A 16,959-nucleotide genomic window follows, 5' to 3' on the forward strand; every position below is an offset into this window, starting at 1 on the left:
CGTGCGCGCTTGCCGCAGCGCTACTGCGCGGTCCAGCCGCCGTCGATGGCGATCGTCTGCGCTGTGATGTTGCGCGCCGCCGGCGAGGCCAGGAACGCCACGCAGCCGGCCAGTTCGTCGTAGGCGATGAACACGCCCTTGGGCATCGGCTTGAGCATCACCTGGGCGATCACGTCGGCTTCGGAAATGCCGCGGGTGCGCGCCTGGTCGGCGATCTGCCTGTCCACCAGCGGCGTTTTCACGTAGCTGGGGCAGAGCGTGTTGATGGTGATGTCGGTGTCGGCGGTCTCCAGTGCGATCACCTTGGAGAAGCCGACCAGGCCGTGCTTGGCGGCGACGTAGGCGCTCTTGTATGGGCTGGCGACCAGCGAGTGGATGCTGCCGATGTTGACGATGCGGCCGAAGCCGCGTTCGCGCATGCCAGGCAGCACCGCCTGGGTCAGCCGGGCGACCCCGGTCAGCATCACCTCCACCAGCAGGCTCCACTTGTCCATCGGGAACTCCTGCAGCGGCGCCACATGCTGCAGCCCGGCGTTGTTGACCAGCACGTCCACCGGCCGGCTGACGGCCGCCAGCGCCGCGGCGATGCTGTCCGCACTGGCTACGTCCAGCGCCACCGCCTCGGCCGAGCCGCCGGCCTGGCGCACCTGCGCGGCGACCGTTTCGGCGGCCTGGAGATCGAGGTCGCTGACGACGATGTGGCGGCCGTCGGCGGCCAGTGCGTGGGCGATGCCGGCGCCGATGCCGCTGGCGGCGCCGGTGATCAGGACGGTCTGCATGGGGAGTACCTGCGCGGAGTGGGGGGCGATCAGCGTAGCAGCGCGCCGTGACGCCTGGCAGCGGCCGCTCGCCAGTGCGGCGGCGCCACGCTACCCTGTGCCGTCGCTCGCCGCTCACGCCGGATCCGCCACGTTATGCCGATGAAACGCCACTTCTCCATGCTGCGCGAGTTCCAGCTGGCCGACTGGTTCACCCTCGCCAACGCCTTCTGCGGCACCGGCGCGGTGTTCGCGGCGATGCGCTTCCTGCAGGACGGCCGCCGCAGCGACCTGCTGTTCGGCATGGCACTGATCCCGCTGGCATTCGTGTTCGACGCGCTGGACGGGCGGGTGGCGCGCTGGCGCAAGTCGTCCTCGACCCTGGGCCGCGAGCTGGACTCGCTCGCCGACGTGATCTCCTTCGGCGTGGCCCCGGCGGCGCTGGCCTACGCCTGCGGCATGCAGGGCGGTTGGGACTGGCTGGTGCTGAGTTTCTTCGTCTGCTGCGGGGTCAGCCGCCTGGCCCGCTACAACGTCACCGCCGAGCAGATCGCCGGCGACGGCGACAAGGTGCCGTACTTCGAGGGCACGCCGATCCCGAGCAGCCTGGGCCTGGTCATCGTGCTGGCGATCGCCGCGCACCTGGGCCATATCGGCGACGCCTTGTGGTGGGGCGAGTGGCGGTTGGGACCGTGGCTGCTGCACCCGCTGGCGCTGCTGTTCGCGCTGTCCGGCTCGCTGATGATCAGCAAGACGCTACGCATCCCCAAGCCCTGATCGCAGCGGGTTGCTATCATCGCGGGCCAGGTCTGGAGAGTGGCGATGAAGGCTAGCGGCGGTGGCGCCGGCGATTTCGAGGCGATGACGCGGCAGTACTGGGAGGCCTGGAGCGCCGCATTGCGCCAGGGCGCCGTGGCCCCCGCGTCCCCCGCGGCTGGCGATGGCGCCGGTTCCTGGCGCGAGGCGATCGCGGCCTGGAGCCAGTGGCTGCCGCGCGGCAGCGCGCCGCAGGCCGAGGACGCGCTGGCGCAGTTCCAGCAGCAGGCCGGCGACTGGCTCGGCGCGATGCAGCAGGTGGCAGCGCAGTTCGCCGGTCGCGACGCCAGCAGTGCCGACGTCGCTGACGCCTGGAAGCGACAGGTACAGGGTCAACGCGAGCAGTTGCTGCAGTGGCTGCTGGGTGCGGTGCGCGGGGCCGGCCAGGCCGGGATCGACCCCTGGCTGCAGCAGGCGGCGCAGTGGCTGCAGGACCTGCAACGCGACAGTGGCCCATGGTTGCAGATGCCCGGGTTCGGCCCGGCGCGCAACCACCAGGCGCGCTGGCGGGCGCTGGCCAAGGCCCAGCAGGACTATCAGGCGCAGTTGCAGGCCTATCTGGGGCTGCTGCAGGGCGCCATCGACCGCGCTTTCGGCCTGTTCGAGGAGAAGCTGCGCGCGCACGAGGATCCGGGCCGGCAACTGACCAACGCGCGGGCGATGTTCGATCTGTGGATCGACGCGGCCGAGGAAGCGTATGCGGCGGCCGCGCTGTCGCCGGAGTTCCGCCAGGTCTATGCCGACGTCGCGAACGCGCAGATGCGCCTGCGCGCCCTGCTGCAGCGCGAGACCGAGCAGGTGTGCGAGCAGGTGGGCCTGCCCACGCGTACCGAACTGGATGCCGCGCATCGGCGCATCGCCGACCTGGAACGCCGGCTGCGACGACTGGAGCGCGGCGAAGGGCAGGGCGCGACTGCCGCAGCCGGACCTGCACCGGTTGCCACGGCCCCGGCTGCGCCGCAGAAAAGCCCCAGAAAGACCGCGGCCAGGTCGGCCCCTGCGCGGGCGGCAGCCGCCGCGCCCAATTCCAAGTCCAAATCCAACGCCGCCACGCCAGCGAAGGCCACGCCCGCCGCCACGTCGCGGCGGGCCGGGACCACGCCGGCGGCACGCCGGAGTCGCGCATGAAGGGACCGCTGAGTTTCAGCAGCGACGATCTGGTCCAGGAGACCCTGGAGCTGCAGCGCAAGCTGCTCGAAGGTCTGCGCGTGCTGCCGGGCCTGGACACGGTGGACTACGGCGCCACCGCGCGCCAGGAAGTGTGGCGCGACGGCAAGGTGGTGCTGTACCGCTTCGTCGGCGAACGCCCGCCCACCGCCAAGGTGCCGCTGCTGATCGTCTATGCCCTGGTCAATCGCCCGTACATGGTCGACCTGCAGGCCGACCGCTCGCTGGTGCAGGGCCTGCTGGCGCTGGGCGAGGACGTCTATGTGCTGGACTGGGGTTACCCGGACCGCTCCGAGCGCTACCTGACGCTGGAGGACTACCTGCTGCGCTACATCGACGGCGCGGTGGACCATCTGCGTTCCGCCGGCGGCGGCGCGCCGGTCAACGTGCTCGGCATCTGCCAGGGCGGGACGTTCTCGCTGTGCTACGCGGCGCTGCAGCCGGAGAAGGTGCGCAACCTGGTCACCATGGTCACCCCGGTGGATTTCCACACCCCGGACAACATGCTGTCCAACTGGGCGCGCCAGGTCGACGTCGACCTGTTCGTGGACACGCTGGGCAACGTGCCGGCGGACCTGATGAACGTCAGCTACCTGATGCTCAAGCCGTTCCGGCTGAACCTGCAGAAGTACGTCGGCCTGCTCGACATCCTCGACGATCCGCGGGCGCTGGAGGACTTCCTGCGCATGGAGAAATGGATCTTCGATTCGCCGGATCTGGCCGGCGAGACCTTCCGCGAGTTCGTCAAGCAGTTCTATCAGGACAACGCGCTGATGCACGGGCGCGCGCGCATCGGTGCGCACACGGTGGACCTGGGGCGGGTCACCATGCCGGTGCTCAACGTCTATGCCGAGCAGGACCACCTGGTGCCGCCGGACGCGTCGCGGGCGCTGCGCGGCGTGGTCGGCAGCCGCGACTACGCCGAACTGAGTTTCCGCGGCGGCCATATCGGTATCTACGTCTCCGGCCGCGCCCAACGCGAAGTGCCGGCGGCGCTGCATCAGTGGCTGGCCGAGCGCGATGGCGGGCACTGAGCGCCAGCGGCGACGCGTCGTGCCGCCAGGGGCGCGTCTTGCGGGCGTCGTGTTGGCGATGGCGCTGGCCTGGCTGAGCGTGGAGTGCGGCATCGCTGCGCCTGCGGCCGCGGCCGACCGTGAAATCCGCGGACTGCTGGCGGCGTTGCAGTCCTCGCCGTGCCGGTTCCAACGCAACGGGACCTGGTACTCCGGTCGCGAGGCCGAGGCGCATCTGCAGCGCAAGTATGCGGCACTGCGTTCGCGCGACCTGGTGGACAGCGCCGAGCAGTTCATCGCGCGCGGCGCCAGCCGCAGCAGCGTCAGCGGAAGCGCCTACCGTGTCGCCTGTCCTGGCCGGCCGGAGCAGGAGGCGGCGGCCTGGTTCGAGCAACAATTGGCGGCATTGCGCCGTCACGCCGCGCCCGCGCCGGCGCGCGTAGAGTGAGCCGGCCGCCGTCGCTGGAGCCGCTGCCATGTCGCAACCCCGTTCGCTGTCGCGCTCGTTGAACGACCGCATGATCGCGGGCGTGATGGGCGGGATCGCCCACCGCTTCGGCTGGAATGCAACTCTGCTGCGGGTGCTGTACGTGGTCGGGTCGATCGTCTCGGCCGCCTTCCCCGGCATCCTGGTCTATCTGATCCTGTGGCTGCTGATTCCCAACGAAGCCGATTGACGCGGCCGCTGTCGCGGGTCTGGCGCCGTGCCGGCATCGCCGTCGGCGTTCTCTGGACCTCGCCGAACACTGTCCTGGGCATGCTCGTCGGGACCATCGCGCTGGCCTTCGGTGCGCGCCTGCGCTTCAGCCGACGCGAACTGGCGCTGGTGTTCGAACGCGTGCCGATGCGGCCACGCGGGGCGATGACGCTGGGCAACGTGATCCTGCTCAGCGCAGACGATCTGGACGTGGCCTGCGCCACCTACGAACACGCTGCCGGTCGCTGCCGGCATCCTGCGGTACGGCTCGGCGACCACGAACGTGCGCACGTGCTGCAGTACATGCTGCTCGGGCCGCTGTTCCTGCCGGTGTACCTGGCCTGCGGCGGGGTCAGCGTGCGCAATCCATTGGAACGCGCCGCCGATCGCTATGCGCTGTACGGTCGGGGTTGGTGGCCGGGGACGGGTTGAACGCGTGGCGTCCGCAAATCGCTGCTTTCGCAATGCACGACGTTGCCGCGCAGGAGCGGCTTCAGCCGCGACGCGCTTTCCCGGGAACGTCCCGGTCGCGGCTGAAGCCACTCGTACGGATGTACCAGTGGCGCTTGTTGGTGGCTCGGGTCAGTCGAGCCGGGAAAAACCGAACAGGCGCTTGAGCGGGTGCGCATGCCGCTCGATCTGGGCGCGCAGCAGGCCGGCGCCGATCATGCTGTAGGTGATGCCGTTGCCGCCGTAGGCCATGGCGAACTGCACGCGCGGGCCGTGCTGCGGGTGCGGGCCGAAGAACGGCAGGCCGTCCTCGGTCTCGGCGAAGGTGCCGGCCCAGGCGAAGGTCGGCTGCAGCTCCAGTCCCGGCATCACTTTGGCGATCTTGCGCGACAGCGTGCGCGCCTTGCTGTCCACGCGCGCGTCGCGGCGCGCCGGCACGTCCACGCTGTCGTCCTCGCCGCCGGCGACGATGCGGCCGTTGCCGGTGCTGCGCAGGTACAGATACGGCCGCGCACTTTCCCAGATCATGGTGTCGCGCAATGGGCCGAGGACGGAGGGCTCTAGCGGGTCGCTGACGAAGGCATAGCTGCTGCGGTTGCGGGCCACGCGTTGATCCAGCCAGTGTTGGTTGGCGTAGCCGGCGGCCATCACCACATGGCCGGCGCGCACCTGCGCGCCCTGATCGGTGTGCAGAGTCACGCCGCGGCCAGTGACCACGATCCGCGCGATGCGGGTGCGGTCGTAGACGCCGACGCCGCGTCGGAAGGCGCGGCCGAGCAGGCGATAGGTGAGGCGGTACGGATCCACCCGTGCCGCCTGGTGGCTGAGGATCGCGCCGTGCGCCTGCAGGCCGTAGTCCGCGTCCAGCGTCTGCGCGTCCAGCCATTCCACGTCCAGGCCGTGTCGCGCGCGCACTTCCAGCTCTTCCAGCAGCACCCGCACGTGGCGGCGTTTGCTGGCGTAGTACAGGCTGTCGTTCCAGCCGAAGTCGACATCGCGCAGCGGCCGGACCAGGTCGCGCAACTGCTCCAGCGCCTGCGCGCAGGCGCCGTAGGCGAGGGCGGCGGCAGGTTCGCCATAGCGCTTGGCCAGATCGATCAGATGGGTGTCGATCTCGTACTGCAGCAGGGCGGTGCTGGCCGCGGTGCTGCCCCAGCCGATGTCGCGCTGCTCCAGGACCGTCACGGCATGCCCGTGCGCGCTCAGTTCTTCGGCGATCAAGGCGCCGGTGATACCGCCGCCGACGACCGCGACATCGCAGCGCACGTCGTCGCGCAGCTGCGGAAAGCTCTGCATCAGGCCGTTGCGGACCGACCAGAAGGGATAACCGCTCTTGAGATCCATGACGCCCCGGCGCAGAAAGGATGTGCGACTTAGGCGCAGGTCCGGTTAAGTCCGCGTGAGCCGCCGCGGACGTCATGTTCGGGCAAACAGCCGCGATTAATCTCGGTGCAGAAGTCCCTCACATCGCGCTGTGTATGGTGCGCGCCAGTTCCACGAATTCCCTGTAGAGGAAGCGTCATGTCGGTCGTTCTGTATATCGGTGGCAGCAAGGACGGAGAGAAGGGCGTCGTGCCCTACGGTTTCCGCAAGTCCATGAAGGAAACCGAGGCAGGCCCGGAGATCTATGTCGAGCGCGTGCTGGCATTGAGCGATCGGCAGGTGCGGATCATGGCGCTGGAGTCGCTGCAGGACGATATCGTGGTAGAACGCTTGCACAGGTATTATTCGCGTTGACGCCGGCGTGCGAACCCCGGTGTGGCCGCTCGCCTAGGCGGGCCAGCGACGGTTCGCATCGACCTGCCACCGACCATGCCCGCACCAGAAACCAGCAACACCTCGGCGCCGCCGACGACCGTCGACCCGAACGCCCCCACCGACATGTCCAACCAGCGCAGCGATATTTTCTTCGCTGCGGTACAGACCACGCGCATGCCGATGATCGTGACCGATCCGCGGCAGCCGGACAATCCGATCATCTTCGTCAACCGCGCGTTCCTGGAAATGACCGGTTACGGTCGCGAGGAATTGATCGGCAATAACTGCCGCTTCCTGCAAGGGCCGGACACCGATCGCGAGACCGTACGCAGCGTCCGCGATGCGATCAAGTCGCATGACGAAGTGGCGGTGGAGATCCTCAACTACCGCAAGGACGGTTCCAGCTTCTGGAACGCGCTGTATATCTCCCCGGTGTATGACGACCGCGGCGAGCTGGTGTATTTCTTCGGTTCGCAACTGGACGTCAGCCGCCGCCGCGATGCCGAGGACGCGCTGCGCCAGGCGCAGAAGATGGAGGCGCTGGGTCAGCTCACCGGCGGCATCGCGCACGACTTCAACAACCTGCTGCAGGTCATGTCCGGGTATCTGGAACTGATCGAGCACGCGGTCGAGAGCGACCCGCTGAATCCGTCGCTGCTGCGCAAGAGCGTGGACCGCGCTCGCGATGCCGCCGGCCAGGCCGCGCGCCTGACCCAGCAGCTGCTGGCGTTCGCGCGCAAGCAGAAGCTGGAAGGACGCGTGCTCAATCTCAATGCCCTGGTGGCCGGGATGAGCGATGTGGCCGAGCGCACGCTGGGCGACGGCATCGCGTTCTCGCTGGAACTGTCGCCGGACCTGCGCAACTGCCGGATCGACCCGACCCAGGCCGAAGTGGCGCTGCTCAACATCCTGATCAATGCGCGCGATGCGATGGCCGACCAGGCGGCGCCGCGTCTGGTGATCCAGACCCGCAACGTCTCGGTGCGCGCGGACGAACCCACTACCTACGACAACCTGCTGCCCGGCCACTACGTGTGCGTGTCGATCACCGACAACGGCAGCGGCATGCCGCCGGAGGTGCTGGCGCGCGTGCTGGATCCGTTCTTCACCACCAAGGAAGAGGGCAAGGGCACCGGCCTGGGTCTGTCCATGGTCTACGGCTTCGCCAAGCAGTCCGGCGGTGCGGTGCGCCTGTATTCGGAGGAGGGCCACGGCACCACCGTGCGCCTGTACTTCCCGATCGACGACAACGTCGAGAACATGGCCCCGCGCGATTCGCGCACGCGCCGTCCGTTCGATCGCCAAGGCGACGAGACCATCCTGATCGTCGAGGACCGGCCGGACATCGCCGAACTGGCGCGGCTGTTCCTGGGCGACCAGGGCTATGCCACGCACGTGGTGTACAACGCGCGCGAGGCGCTGGAGCTGCTCGACACCGGCGTGCACGTGGACCTGCTGTATTCGGACCTGATCATGCCCGGCGGCCTCAACGGGGTGATGCTGGCGCGCGAGGCGCGGCGGCGCCGGCCCAAGATCAAGGTGCTGCTGACCACCGGCTATGCCGAGTCCTCGATCGAGCGTACCGATGCCGGCGGCAACGAGTTCGAGGTGCTGGCCAAGCCGTACAACCGCCAGGAACTGATCCGCAAGGTGCGCATGGTGCTGGACGGGCCGAACGGCGTCACCTGACGCCGCCAGCTTGGCGCGCGCCTGTCAACGGGTTCCCCGGCGGCGCGCGCACTGCGAAAATGCGGGTTTTCCGCAAGGCGGCTTCGGCCGGACGCAATGCACGACACTCAGCTCGCCCAGCAGATCGCCAACACCATCGCCGCCGAGATCGGCGCGCAGCCGGCGCAGGCGCGCGCCGCCATCGCCTTGCTCGACGAGGGTGCCAGCGTCCCGTTCATCGCACGCTACCGCAAGGAAGTCACCGGCGGGCTCGACGACACCCAGTTGCGCAACCTGGAAGTGCGCCTGACCTATCTGCGCGAACTGGAAGAGCGCCGCGCCGCGGTGCTCGCCAGCATCGCCGAGCAGGGCAAGCTCAGCGACGAACTGCGTGCGGAGATCGTCGCAGCCGACACCAAGTCGCGACTGGAAGACCTGTACCTGCCGTACAAGCCCAAGCGGCGCACGCGCGCGCAGATCGCCCGCGAGGCCGGGCTGGAACCGCTCGCCGACGGCCTGCTGGCCGATCCGAGCCAGGTGCCGGAAACCTTCGCCGCCGGCTTCGTCGATGCCGACAAGGGTGTGGCCGACGTCAAGGCCGCGCTGGAAGGCGCGCGCGCAATCCTGATGGAGCGCTGGGGCGAGGATGCCGCACTGGTCGGCGAACTGCGCACCTGGCTGGGCGAGGTGGGCGTCATCCGCGCCCGCGTGGCCGAGGGCAAGGAGCAGGAAGGCGCCAAGTACCGCGACTACTTCGATCACGCCGAAGCACTGGCCAAGATTCCTTCGCACCGGCTGCTGGCGCTGTTCCGCGCGCGCCGCGAGGAGATCGTGTATCTGGAACTGGATCCCGGCAGCGAGGCCGAAGCCGGTCACCAGTACGCCGAAGGCCGCGTCGCGCTGCGCGCCGGCATCGCCAACCAGGGCCGCCCGGGCGACCGCTGGCTGCTGGATGCCTGTCGCCTGACCTGGCGCGCCAAGCTGCACATGCACCTGCTGCTGGACCTGTTCAACCAGGCGCGCGAAAAGGCCGAGGCCGAGGCGATCGCGGTGTTCGGCGACAACCTGCAGGATCTGATGCTGGCGGCGCCGGCCGGGCCGCGCGTGACCCTGGGCCTGGACCCGGGCATCCGTACCGGCTGCAAGATCGCGGTGGTCGACGCCACCGGCAAGCTGCTGGCCACCGACACCATCTATCCGCACGAGCCGCGCCGGCAGTGGGACCAGTCGCTGCACACGCTGCGGCAGCTGTGCACGCAGCACGGCGTCGAACTGATCGCGATCGGCAACGGCACCGCCAGCCGCGAGACCGACAAGCTGGCCGCGGACCTGATCAAGCAGAACCCGCAGCTGAAGCTGGAAAAGATCGTGGTCAGTGAAGCTGGCGCCTCGGTGTATTCGGCGTCCGAGTTCGCCGCCAAGGAGTTCCCGCAGCTCGACGTGTCGCTGCGCGGCGCGGTGTCGATCGCGCGGCGCCTGCAGGATCCGCTGGCGGAACTGGTCAAGATCGAGCCCAAGGCGATCGGCGTGGGCCAGTACCAGCACGACGTCGACCAGTACCGCCTGGCGCGGGCGCTGGACGCCAGGGTGGAGGATTGCGTGAACGCGGTCGGCGTGTACGTCAACACCGCCTCGGCGGCGCTGCTGTCGCGCGTGTCCGGGCTGTCGTCGAGCGTGGCCGAGAACATCGTGCGCCACCGCGACGACAACGGCCCGTTCAAGCGCCGCAAGGACCTGCTCAAGGTGCCGCGGCTGGGCGACAAGACGTTCGAACAATGCGCCGGCTTCCTGCGCATCGCCGATGGCGAGGAGCCGCTGGACGCTTCGGCGGTGCACCCGGAAGCCTATCCGGTGGTCGAGCGCATCGTCGGTGCCACCGGCAAGCCGATCAAGGCGCTGATCGGCGATGGCGGTTTCCTGCGCGGACTCAAGCCGGACCAGTTCACCGACGAGAAGTTCGGCCTGCCGACCGTACGCGACATCCTCAAGGAACTGGAGAAGCCGGGCCGCGACCCGCGCCCGGAGTTCAAGGCGGCGCGCTTCGCCGACGGCGTGGAGGACATCAAGGACCTCAAGCCGGGCATGGTGCTGGAAGGCGTGGTCAGCAACGTCGCCGCCTTCGGCGCGTTCGTCGACATCGGCGTGCACCAGGATGGCCTGGTGCACATCTCCGCGCTCTCGGACAGCTACGTCAAGGATCCGCGCGACGTGGTCAAGGCCGGCGACATCGTCAAGGTCAAGGTGCTGGAAGTGGACGTGGCGCGCAAGCGCATCGCGCTGACCCGGCGCCTGGACGACACGCCGGCGCCGGCGCGTCCGGCCGACCGCGACCGCGACCGCGACGCACGTGGCGCCGGCGGCCCGCCGCGGCGCGAGCGCGACGGGCGTGGCAATGCGGGCGGCGGCAATGCCAAGCCGCGGCCGGCTGCCGCGGCGCCGGTCAACAGCGCGCTGGCCGACGCGTTCGCGCGCGCCAAGCGCAGCTGAGGTTCCAGCAGAAAAAATCCGGCGCGCTCGCGCCGGTGCATCCAGTGCCGGCCACACGGTGCGGCCGCGCAGCGCCGACTCAGGCCGATTCGGCGCTTTGGCTCTGGTCGGTGGCGAGCGCGGCCGGTACCGGCGCCACCAGCGATGCGGCCAGCCCGAGCAGCTTGACCGGATCCACCGGCTTGCCCAGGTGCGCGTCGAAGCCGGCCTCCAGGGCCAGCGCGCGATCCTCGCTGCGCACGTAGGCGGTCAGCGCGATGGCCGGGATGCGGCTGGCTGCGCCGGCACCACGGGCGCGGATGCTGCGGATCAGGCTGTGGCCGTCGCGGCGCGGCATGCCGACGTCGCTGACCAGCAGCGCATACTGCCGTTCGCGCAGCAGCGCTTCGGCATCGTCGGCGCAGACCGCGGCCTCGACCACGGCACCGGCTTCCTGCAGGAAGCGCTGGGTGACGCCCCGAGAATCCATGTCGTCGTCCACCACCAGCACGCGCACGCCATCCAGGCGAATGCCGTCGCGCCGCAGCATGCCGCCGGACAGCGCGGCGTCGTTGCCACGGCGGATCGGATCCAGGCTCTGCACGTCGTTGCGCGGCAGTAGCAGGGTGAAGGTCGCGCCGAGGCCGACGCCGTCGCTGCTGACCGACAACTGTCCCTGGTGCAGTTCGGCCAGCTGCTTGGCGATCGCCAGGCCCAGGCCGAGGCCGCCGGCGCTGCGCGTGCTGCTGGCGTCGGCCTGGCGGAAGCGGTCGAACACGTGCGGCAGGAACGCCGGGTCGATGCCGATGCCGGTATCGCCGACGGCGATGCGGACGTGGGTGCTGGTGCTGTCCAGGGTCACCGTGACCGTGCCGGCGCTGGGGGTGAACTTGATGGCGTTGCCGATCAGATTGGTCAGCACCTGCTGCAGCCGCACCCGATCGCCCAGATAGGGTAGGGCGGTCGCTTCGTCGGCGACCAGCACGATGTCGATGCCCTTGTTCTGCGCGCCGGGGCGCGCCGCATCGATGGTCTCGCTGAGCAGTGCGCGCAGGTCCAGCTCGCCGGCCTCCAGGCGGACCTTGCCGGACAGGATGGCGCTCATGTCCAACAGGTCGTCGATGATCTGCGCCTGCGAATGCGCGCTGCGCTCGATCACCTCCAGGCCCTTGGTCAGGTCCTTCTGGCGCACCGCATCGTCCTGCATCAGCCGCGACCAGCCCAGGATCGCGTTCAGCGGCGTGCGCAGCTCGTGGCTGAGCGTGGCCAGGAACTCGTCCTTCATACGGCTGGCGCGTTCGGCCTCGCTGCGCGCGCTCTGCTCGGCGGCGAGCAGTTGCTGCAGGCGCAGGTCGGTGCCGCGGCGCTCGATGATGATGCCGGCCAGGTGCGAGGCGGAGCGCGCAAGATCCTGTTCGTGCGGGTTGGGGTAGTGCACGAACGGGTAGTACAGCGCGACCACGCCCAGCACTTCGCCGTCGCTGGCCAGGATCGGCGTCGAGCAGCAGGCGACGATGTCCGCCTCCAGGGCGGTCGCCAGATACGCCTGCCAATGCGGGTTCACCCGCACGTCGCTGCACAGCACCTGCCGGCGCAGATAGGCGGCGCGCCCGCAGCAGCCGGTGTTGGGGTCGATCGGCAGGCGCTGCACCGCCTTGCGGAAGGCGGGCGGCATGCTCGGCGCGGCGCCTTCCAGCAGGCACTGGCGGTGCTCGTCGACCAGCATGATGGTGCAGCGCAGGCCGACATCGCTCTGCGACTCGATGCCGCGCGCGATCGCCTCCAGCACCGTGCTCAGCGGCTTGCCGGTGGTGATCATCTCCAGCGCCGCACGCTCGGCGGTGGTGGCATTCTCGATGCGCTTGCGCTCGGCGATGTCCAGCAGCGAGCCGATGAAGCCCAGGAACTGGCCGGACGAACTGAAGCGCGGCGTGGCGGTGTCCACGCACCAGCGGTACTCGCCGTCGTGGCGGCGCAGGCGGTATTCCACGGTGTAGGCGCGGCGGTCGGCGCAGGCGCGCGCCAGGGTACGGCCGACCGTGGCCAGGTCGTCGGCATGGATCATTTCCTGCCAGCCGCTGCCCAGCGCCTCCTGCTCGCTCTGCCCGGTGAACAGATACCACTGGCGGCTGATGTATTCGCAGTCGCCGTCGGCATTGGACATCCAGATCATCACCGGCGCGTTGTCGCACAGCTGGCGGAAGCGCAGTTCGCTTTCCTGCAGGCGCTGCTCGACCAGACGGCGGTCGTGGATGTCGGTGTTGGTGCCGATCCAGCGCACGATGCGGCCGCTGTCGTCGCGGATCGGCAGGGCGCGGCCGAGATGCCAGCGGTACTCGCCGTCGTGGCGGCGCAGCGGGTACTCGATCTCGTACGGCTTGCCGCTGCGCAGCGCTTCCGGCCACACCTCCATCACCCGTGCCAGGCCTTCCTCGGTGTGCACATGGCGCCAGCTGTCGTAGCCGGCCTCGCCGACCGGCAGCCCGGTGTACTCGTACCAGCGGCGGTTGAAGTAGTCGACGTGGCCGTCGGGCATGGCGGTGAACACGATCTGCGGCATCGCATCGGCCAGTTCGCTCAGGCGCGCCGCACTGCTGGTCAGTGCGCTTTGCGCGCCCGCGCGTTGCATCGATTCCCAGCAGCGCGCCGCCACCAGCCGCACCAGCTCGATCTCGGCCGAGGTCCACACGCGCGGCTGGGCGTGGTGCACGCCGATCGCGGCCACCAGGCGGCCGGCCTTGTGCAGCGGCGCGGTCAGCACGGCGCGCATGCCCAGACGACGGTAGTTCTGGTCGTCCAGGCGCATCGGCGGCTGGTGGGTCTCGGTGTCCTGCACCACCCACGGCCGGTTTTCGCGCATGCAGTCCAGCAGGTCGCTGCCGAAATCGCTGAAGCGCGAGCGCCCGGTCAGGTGCGAGGCGCCGTCGACGTAGTCGGCGCGCACGTCGAACACGTCCTCGTCGGCCTCGACGATCGCGTAGGCGCAGCGATTGGCGCCGAGGTGCTGGCCGAGCAGGGCGGCACCGGTCTCGCAGATGGCTTCGGTGCTGTGCAGGTTCTGCAGGGTGTCCTCGAGCATCAGCAGGAAGCTGTCGTGCGCCTGCGCGCGCGCCTGTTCGGTGCGGTCGATGCCATGCACCAGGATTCCGCTGACCCGGCCCTCGGCGTCGTGCATCGGCTGGTACACGCATTCCAGCGTGGTGTCCGAGGTCGCTTCGTGCGGACTACGGCACAGCTGGAAGGTCATCGACTCGTCGATGAACGGCACGCCGCTGGTGCGGACGTTGTCGAGCAGGCCAATGACGCCCTGATGCTGGATTTCGGGGATGGCCTCGGTCAGCGGCCGGCCGACCACTTCGCGCGGTCCGACCAGCTGCTGGTAGCGCCGGTTGACGGTCTCGATCACGTAATCCGGGCCGCGCAGGATCGCCAGCGCCGCCGGCGACTGCTCGAAGGCATCGGCCATCTGCGCACGTTGCGCGTCCAGCGCCTTCAGCAGCGTGTCGCGTTCGCGCGCCAGGGTGATCCGCGCCGTGTCCTCGGTGCACACGCATAGCACGCCGGCGATGCCGCCTTCGTCGTCGAACAGCGGGCTGTAGGAGAAGGTGAAATACACCTGCTCGCCATAGCCGTTGCGCATCATCGTCAACGGGATGTGTTCGTTCCAGGTCGATTCGCCACTGGCCATCACCTGGTCGGCCTGCGCCCGCACCTCGGGCCAGACGTCCGGCCATACCTCTTCCATCGGCCGCGCGAACCCTTGCGGGTGTCGCAACCCGAGGATCGGCACGTAGGCGTCGTTGTACAGGTTGAACTGGCGCTCGCCCCAGCGCACCGCCATCGGGAACCGCGAGTTCAGGCAGATCGACAGCGCCGTGAGCAGGCTCCGCGGCCAGTGCTCCATCGGGCCCAGTTCGTGCTCACGCCAATCGATGGCGCGCAGCAAGGCCCCCGTGGCGCTGCCGGCGGGAAACCGGACAGGAGGCGGCGAACAGTCCTTGACGTTGATGGCGGAGTTCCTCGAAGCGTTCCCGCCAGGCGGCGGGCTTACGACCGAGGATTCTCAGGGGCGTGCGGTCGTCTTGGCGTGAGCGTCCTGCAGCGCCTTGATCAGCTGCTCGGACAGGTAGGGCTTGGTCAGCACCACGCCGGCGGCGAAACCGGGAGGGAGCGCGTCGGCGGCCACGCCGGTGGCGAGTACGAAGGGGGTGCCACGCTCGCTCAGCGCCCGGGCGACCGGTTCGCTGGTCTCGCCGGCGGAGAGGCGGAAGTCGAGCACCGCCCGGTCCGGGCGTTCGCTATCGATCAGCGCAAGCGCCTGCTGCACGGAGGCGGCGACGCCGACCACCTCGGCACCAGCCTGGGCAAGCTGCAACTCCAGCAGCGTGGCGTTCATCTCGTCGTTCTCGACCACCAGGATACGCAGGCCCCGCAATGCCGACATCGCTTGCTCGTTAAGGTTTGGGAACAGAAAGTATAGCGGGACCGTCACTGCCACCGCCTAGACAAACGGGCGCAGGAAGATGAAGCGTTTACCTGTGATCGACGTCGACGTGCGCCGCGGCGGTCGCGCAAAAAACAAACGGCAGCCGAAGCTGCCGTCAGTCCTGGTGCCGAAGGTGGGACTCGAACCCACACGCTTTTAAGGGCGGCGGATTTTGAGTCCGCTGCGTCTACCGATTCCGCCACTTCGGCGCGGCCGCGGAGTATAGCCGACAGTTCGGCCGCGCCGCCAGCGCATCTGCATTTGCCGTCGTCGGAGGAGGCAGGGGGAATGGCAGTGGCCATGGGTACTTCCCGAGCACATCTCTATATGTGCGTCGCACGTTAGGCGAAGCATTCGGTTCCTGCCGACCGCGCAAGGGGCGCGCAAATCCAGCCGTTGTGCCGATATCGGCAATCATCGACACGAGTGGCGCAGGGCTGCAGAGGCGGGTTGGCACCGTGTGCGGCGAGTTCCGCAGGTCGCCTCCATCGTTGGACGTGAGGCGCAGACGTCGCGCAATGCAAGCGTGCGCGCGGATGCAGCCGGTCGTTGCGAGGGCGTGTGCGGCGTCGCGAACGTTCCGAAAAAAACGCTTGCGTGTGCCGATCACGATCGTTAATATTCCGCTCCTCGCAGCACGTGGGGCCATAGCTCAGCTGGGAGAGCGCTTGCATGGCATGCAAGAGGTCGCCGGTTCGATCCCGGCTGGCTCCACCAACTTTTCGGACATAGGCCGTCCGCAAAGGCGACATCGTTACACAGCGTCCCCATCGTCTAGAGGCCTAGGACATCACCCTTTCACGGTGGCGACCGGGGTTCGAATCCCCGTGGGGACGCCATTTTTCGCAGGAATTCCTCGCGCGCATCCGGGTTCGGCTCTGCCGAACGCACTGAGTGCGGGGTTTGTACATCGGAAGAAAGTCGGGTAAGATTCCGCTTCTGCCAGTACACGTGGGGCCATAGCTCAGCTGGGAGAGCGCTTGCATGGCATGCAAGAGGTCGCCGGTTCGATCCCGGCTGGCTCCACCAACTTTTCGGACATAGGCCGTCCGCAAAGCAACATCGTTATCCGCGTCCCCATCGTCTAGAGGCCTAGGACATCACCCTTTCACGGTGGCGACCGGGGTTCGAATCCCCGTGGGGACGCCACTTTTCGAAAACACCCGGCACTGCCGGGTGTTTTTTTATGCGTGTGGCGGCCGTGTGCGGCGGCGGCGAGATGCGGCAAGCATGCGCTGGAAGCCGGGTGGATCGCTGGCTTCTTCAAGCGAGCTGTGCTGCTGTTCCTTGTCTGCCTGCATCCAGGATGTGCGAGGGCGCCCGTACCCTCACCCCAACCCCTCTCCCGAGGGGAGAGGGGCTTTGGTTGCTCCCTTCTCCCTCCGGGAGAAGGTGCCCCGCAGGGGCGGATGAGGGTCCGGGCGTCGCCTCGCATGGCCAGATTGGTGCAGGCGCTGTGCGCGCCGTACCCTCACCCCACCCCCTCTCCCGAGGGGAGAGGGGCTTTGGTTGCTCCCTTCTCCCTCCGGTAGAAGTGCCCCGCAGGGGCGGATGAGGGTCCTTGCGTCGCCTCGCATGGCCAGATTGGTGCAGGCGCTGCGCCCCCCGGTACCCTCACCCCAACCCCTCTCCCGGAGGGAGAGGGGCTTTGGTTGCTCCCTTCTCTCTCCGGGATAAGGT

The 16,959-nt window shown here is 68.7% G+C and carries 13 protein-coding genes and 5 tRNA genes; 13 read left to right on the forward strand and 5 right to left on the reverse strand.

Annotation, left to right across the window (positions count from 1 at the left end):
• Positions 1-20: 20 nt before the first annotated feature.
• Positions 21-779 (reverse strand): 3-hydroxybutyrate dehydrogenase, encoded by a 759-nt coding sequence (locus SLW55_RS10545; protein ID WP_043092076.1) that lies wholly within the window; start codon positions 777-779, stop codon positions 21-23.
• Positions 780-920: 141 nt separating this feature from the next.
• Between SLW55_RS10545 and SLW55_RS10550 the strand changes: the two genes are divergently transcribed.
• From SLW55_RS10550 to SLW55_RS10575, 6 genes are read left to right on the forward strand one after another with little or no spacing between them, the layout of a single operon-like run.
• Complete coding sequence (locus SLW55_RS10550; protein WP_017909499.1) at positions 921-1,535, forward strand: CDP-alcohol phosphatidyltransferase family protein; 615 nt, start codon at positions 921-923, stop codon at positions 1,533-1,535.
• A 45-nt stretch (positions 1,536-1,580) separates the two neighbouring features.
• On the forward strand, positions 1,581-2,702 hold the full coding sequence (gene phaE / locus SLW55_RS10555; protein WP_320745076.1) for a class III poly(R)-hydroxyalkanoic acid synthase subunit PhaE: 1,122 nt from the start codon (positions 1,581-1,583) through the stop codon (positions 2,700-2,702).
• Entirely contained in the window at positions 2,699-3,775 is a 1,077-nt protein-coding gene (locus SLW55_RS10560) for a class III poly(R)-hydroxyalkanoic acid synthase subunit PhaC (protein ID WP_267085237.1), read from the forward strand. The genes phaE and SLW55_RS10560 overlap by 4 nt, the downstream gene beginning before the upstream one ends.
• Before the next feature lie 58 nt (positions 3,776-3,833).
• On the forward strand, positions 3,834-4,202 hold the full coding sequence (locus SLW55_RS10565; RefSeq protein ID WP_052250737.1) for a DUF5329 family protein: 369 nt from the start codon (positions 3,834-3,836) through the stop codon (positions 4,200-4,202).
• Positions 4,203-4,230: 28 nt separating this feature from the next.
• Positions 4,231-4,431: a PspC domain-containing protein gene (locus SLW55_RS10570; protein WP_026144177.1), complete on the forward strand. Its 201-nt coding sequence runs from the start codon at positions 4,231-4,233 to the stop codon at positions 4,429-4,431.
• Positions 4,428-4,883 (forward strand): hypothetical protein, encoded by a 456-nt coding sequence (locus SLW55_RS10575; protein ID WP_017913022.1) that lies wholly within the window; start codon positions 4,428-4,430, stop codon positions 4,881-4,883. The genes SLW55_RS10570 and SLW55_RS10575 overlap by 4 nt, the downstream gene beginning before the upstream one ends.
• Before the next feature lie 150 nt (positions 4,884-5,033).
• Here SLW55_RS10575 and SLW55_RS10580 read toward each other — a convergent pair whose 3' ends face one another.
• On the reverse strand, positions 5,034-6,245 hold the full coding sequence (locus SLW55_RS10580) for an FAD-dependent oxidoreductase (RefSeq protein ID WP_017907885.1): 1,212 nt from the start codon (positions 6,243-6,245) through the stop codon (positions 5,034-5,036).
• Between the two features lie 177 nt (positions 6,246-6,422).
• Here SLW55_RS10580 and SLW55_RS10585 point away from each other — a divergent pair, with 177 nt between their 5' ends.
• From SLW55_RS10585 to SLW55_RS10595, 3 genes are all read left to right on the forward strand, one after another.
• The gene (locus SLW55_RS10585) at positions 6,423-6,638 is read left to right on the forward strand and encodes a hypothetical protein (RefSeq protein WP_017907884.1); all 216 of its coding nucleotides are present in this window, start codon (positions 6,423-6,425) and stop codon (positions 6,636-6,638) included.
• Between the two features lie 75 nt (positions 6,639-6,713).
• Positions 6,714-8,348 (forward strand): hybrid sensor histidine kinase/response regulator, encoded by a 1,635-nt coding sequence (locus SLW55_RS10590; RefSeq protein WP_152237240.1) that lies wholly within the window; start codon positions 6,714-6,716, stop codon positions 8,346-8,348.
• Positions 8,349-8,444: 96 nt separating this feature from the next.
• Positions 8,445-10,814, forward strand: a complete 2,370-nt coding sequence (locus tag SLW55_RS10595) for a Tex family protein (RefSeq protein ID WP_295934236.1) — start codon at positions 8,445-8,447, stop codon at positions 10,812-10,814.
• Positions 10,815-10,893: 79 nt separating this feature from the next.
• On the opposite strand, the gene SLW55_RS10600 is transcribed toward SLW55_RS10595, so the two are convergent.
• The 3 genes from SLW55_RS10600 to SLW55_RS10610 all read right to left on the reverse strand — a co-directional run bounded on the left by SLW55_RS10600 (position 10,894) and on the right by SLW55_RS10610 (position 15,488).
• Positions 10,894-14,697, reverse strand: coding sequence for a PAS domain-containing protein (locus SLW55_RS10600; RefSeq protein WP_320745077.1), 3,804 nt, complete (start codon positions 14,695-14,697; stop codon positions 10,894-10,896).
• Positions 14,698-14,856: 159 nt separating this feature from the next.
• Positions 14,857-15,237 (reverse strand): response regulator, encoded by a 381-nt coding sequence (locus SLW55_RS10605; RefSeq protein ID WP_320745078.1) that lies wholly within the window; start codon positions 15,235-15,237, stop codon positions 14,857-14,859.
• Positions 15,238-15,401: 164 nt separating this feature from the next.
• Positions 15,402-15,488: transfer RNA gene (locus tag SLW55_RS10610), tRNA-Leu, on the reverse strand.
• 432 nt (positions 15,489-15,920) lie between these two features.
• Here SLW55_RS10610 and SLW55_RS10615 point away from each other — a divergent pair.
• The 4 genes from SLW55_RS10615 to SLW55_RS10630 all read left to right on the forward strand — a co-directional run bounded on the left by SLW55_RS10615 (position 15,921) and on the right by SLW55_RS10630 (position 16,428).
• Positions 15,921-15,996: transfer RNA gene (locus tag SLW55_RS10615), tRNA-Ala, on the forward strand.
• A gap of 46 nt (positions 15,997-16,042) precedes the next feature.
• Positions 16,043-16,118 (forward strand) — tRNA-Glu (locus SLW55_RS10620).
• Between the two features lie 114 nt (positions 16,119-16,232).
• Positions 16,233-16,308: transfer RNA gene (locus SLW55_RS10625), tRNA-Ala, on the forward strand.
• Positions 16,309-16,352: 44 nt separating this feature from the next.
• Positions 16,353-16,428: transfer RNA gene (locus tag SLW55_RS10630), tRNA-Glu, on the forward strand.
• Positions 16,429-16,959: the final 531 nt, after the last annotated feature.

It is taken from the genome of Xanthomonas sp. LF06-19, assembly GCF_034105425.1.
Taxonomy (GTDB): domain Bacteria; phylum Pseudomonadota; class Gammaproteobacteria; order Xanthomonadales; family Xanthomonadaceae; genus Xanthomonas_A; species Xanthomonas_A sontii.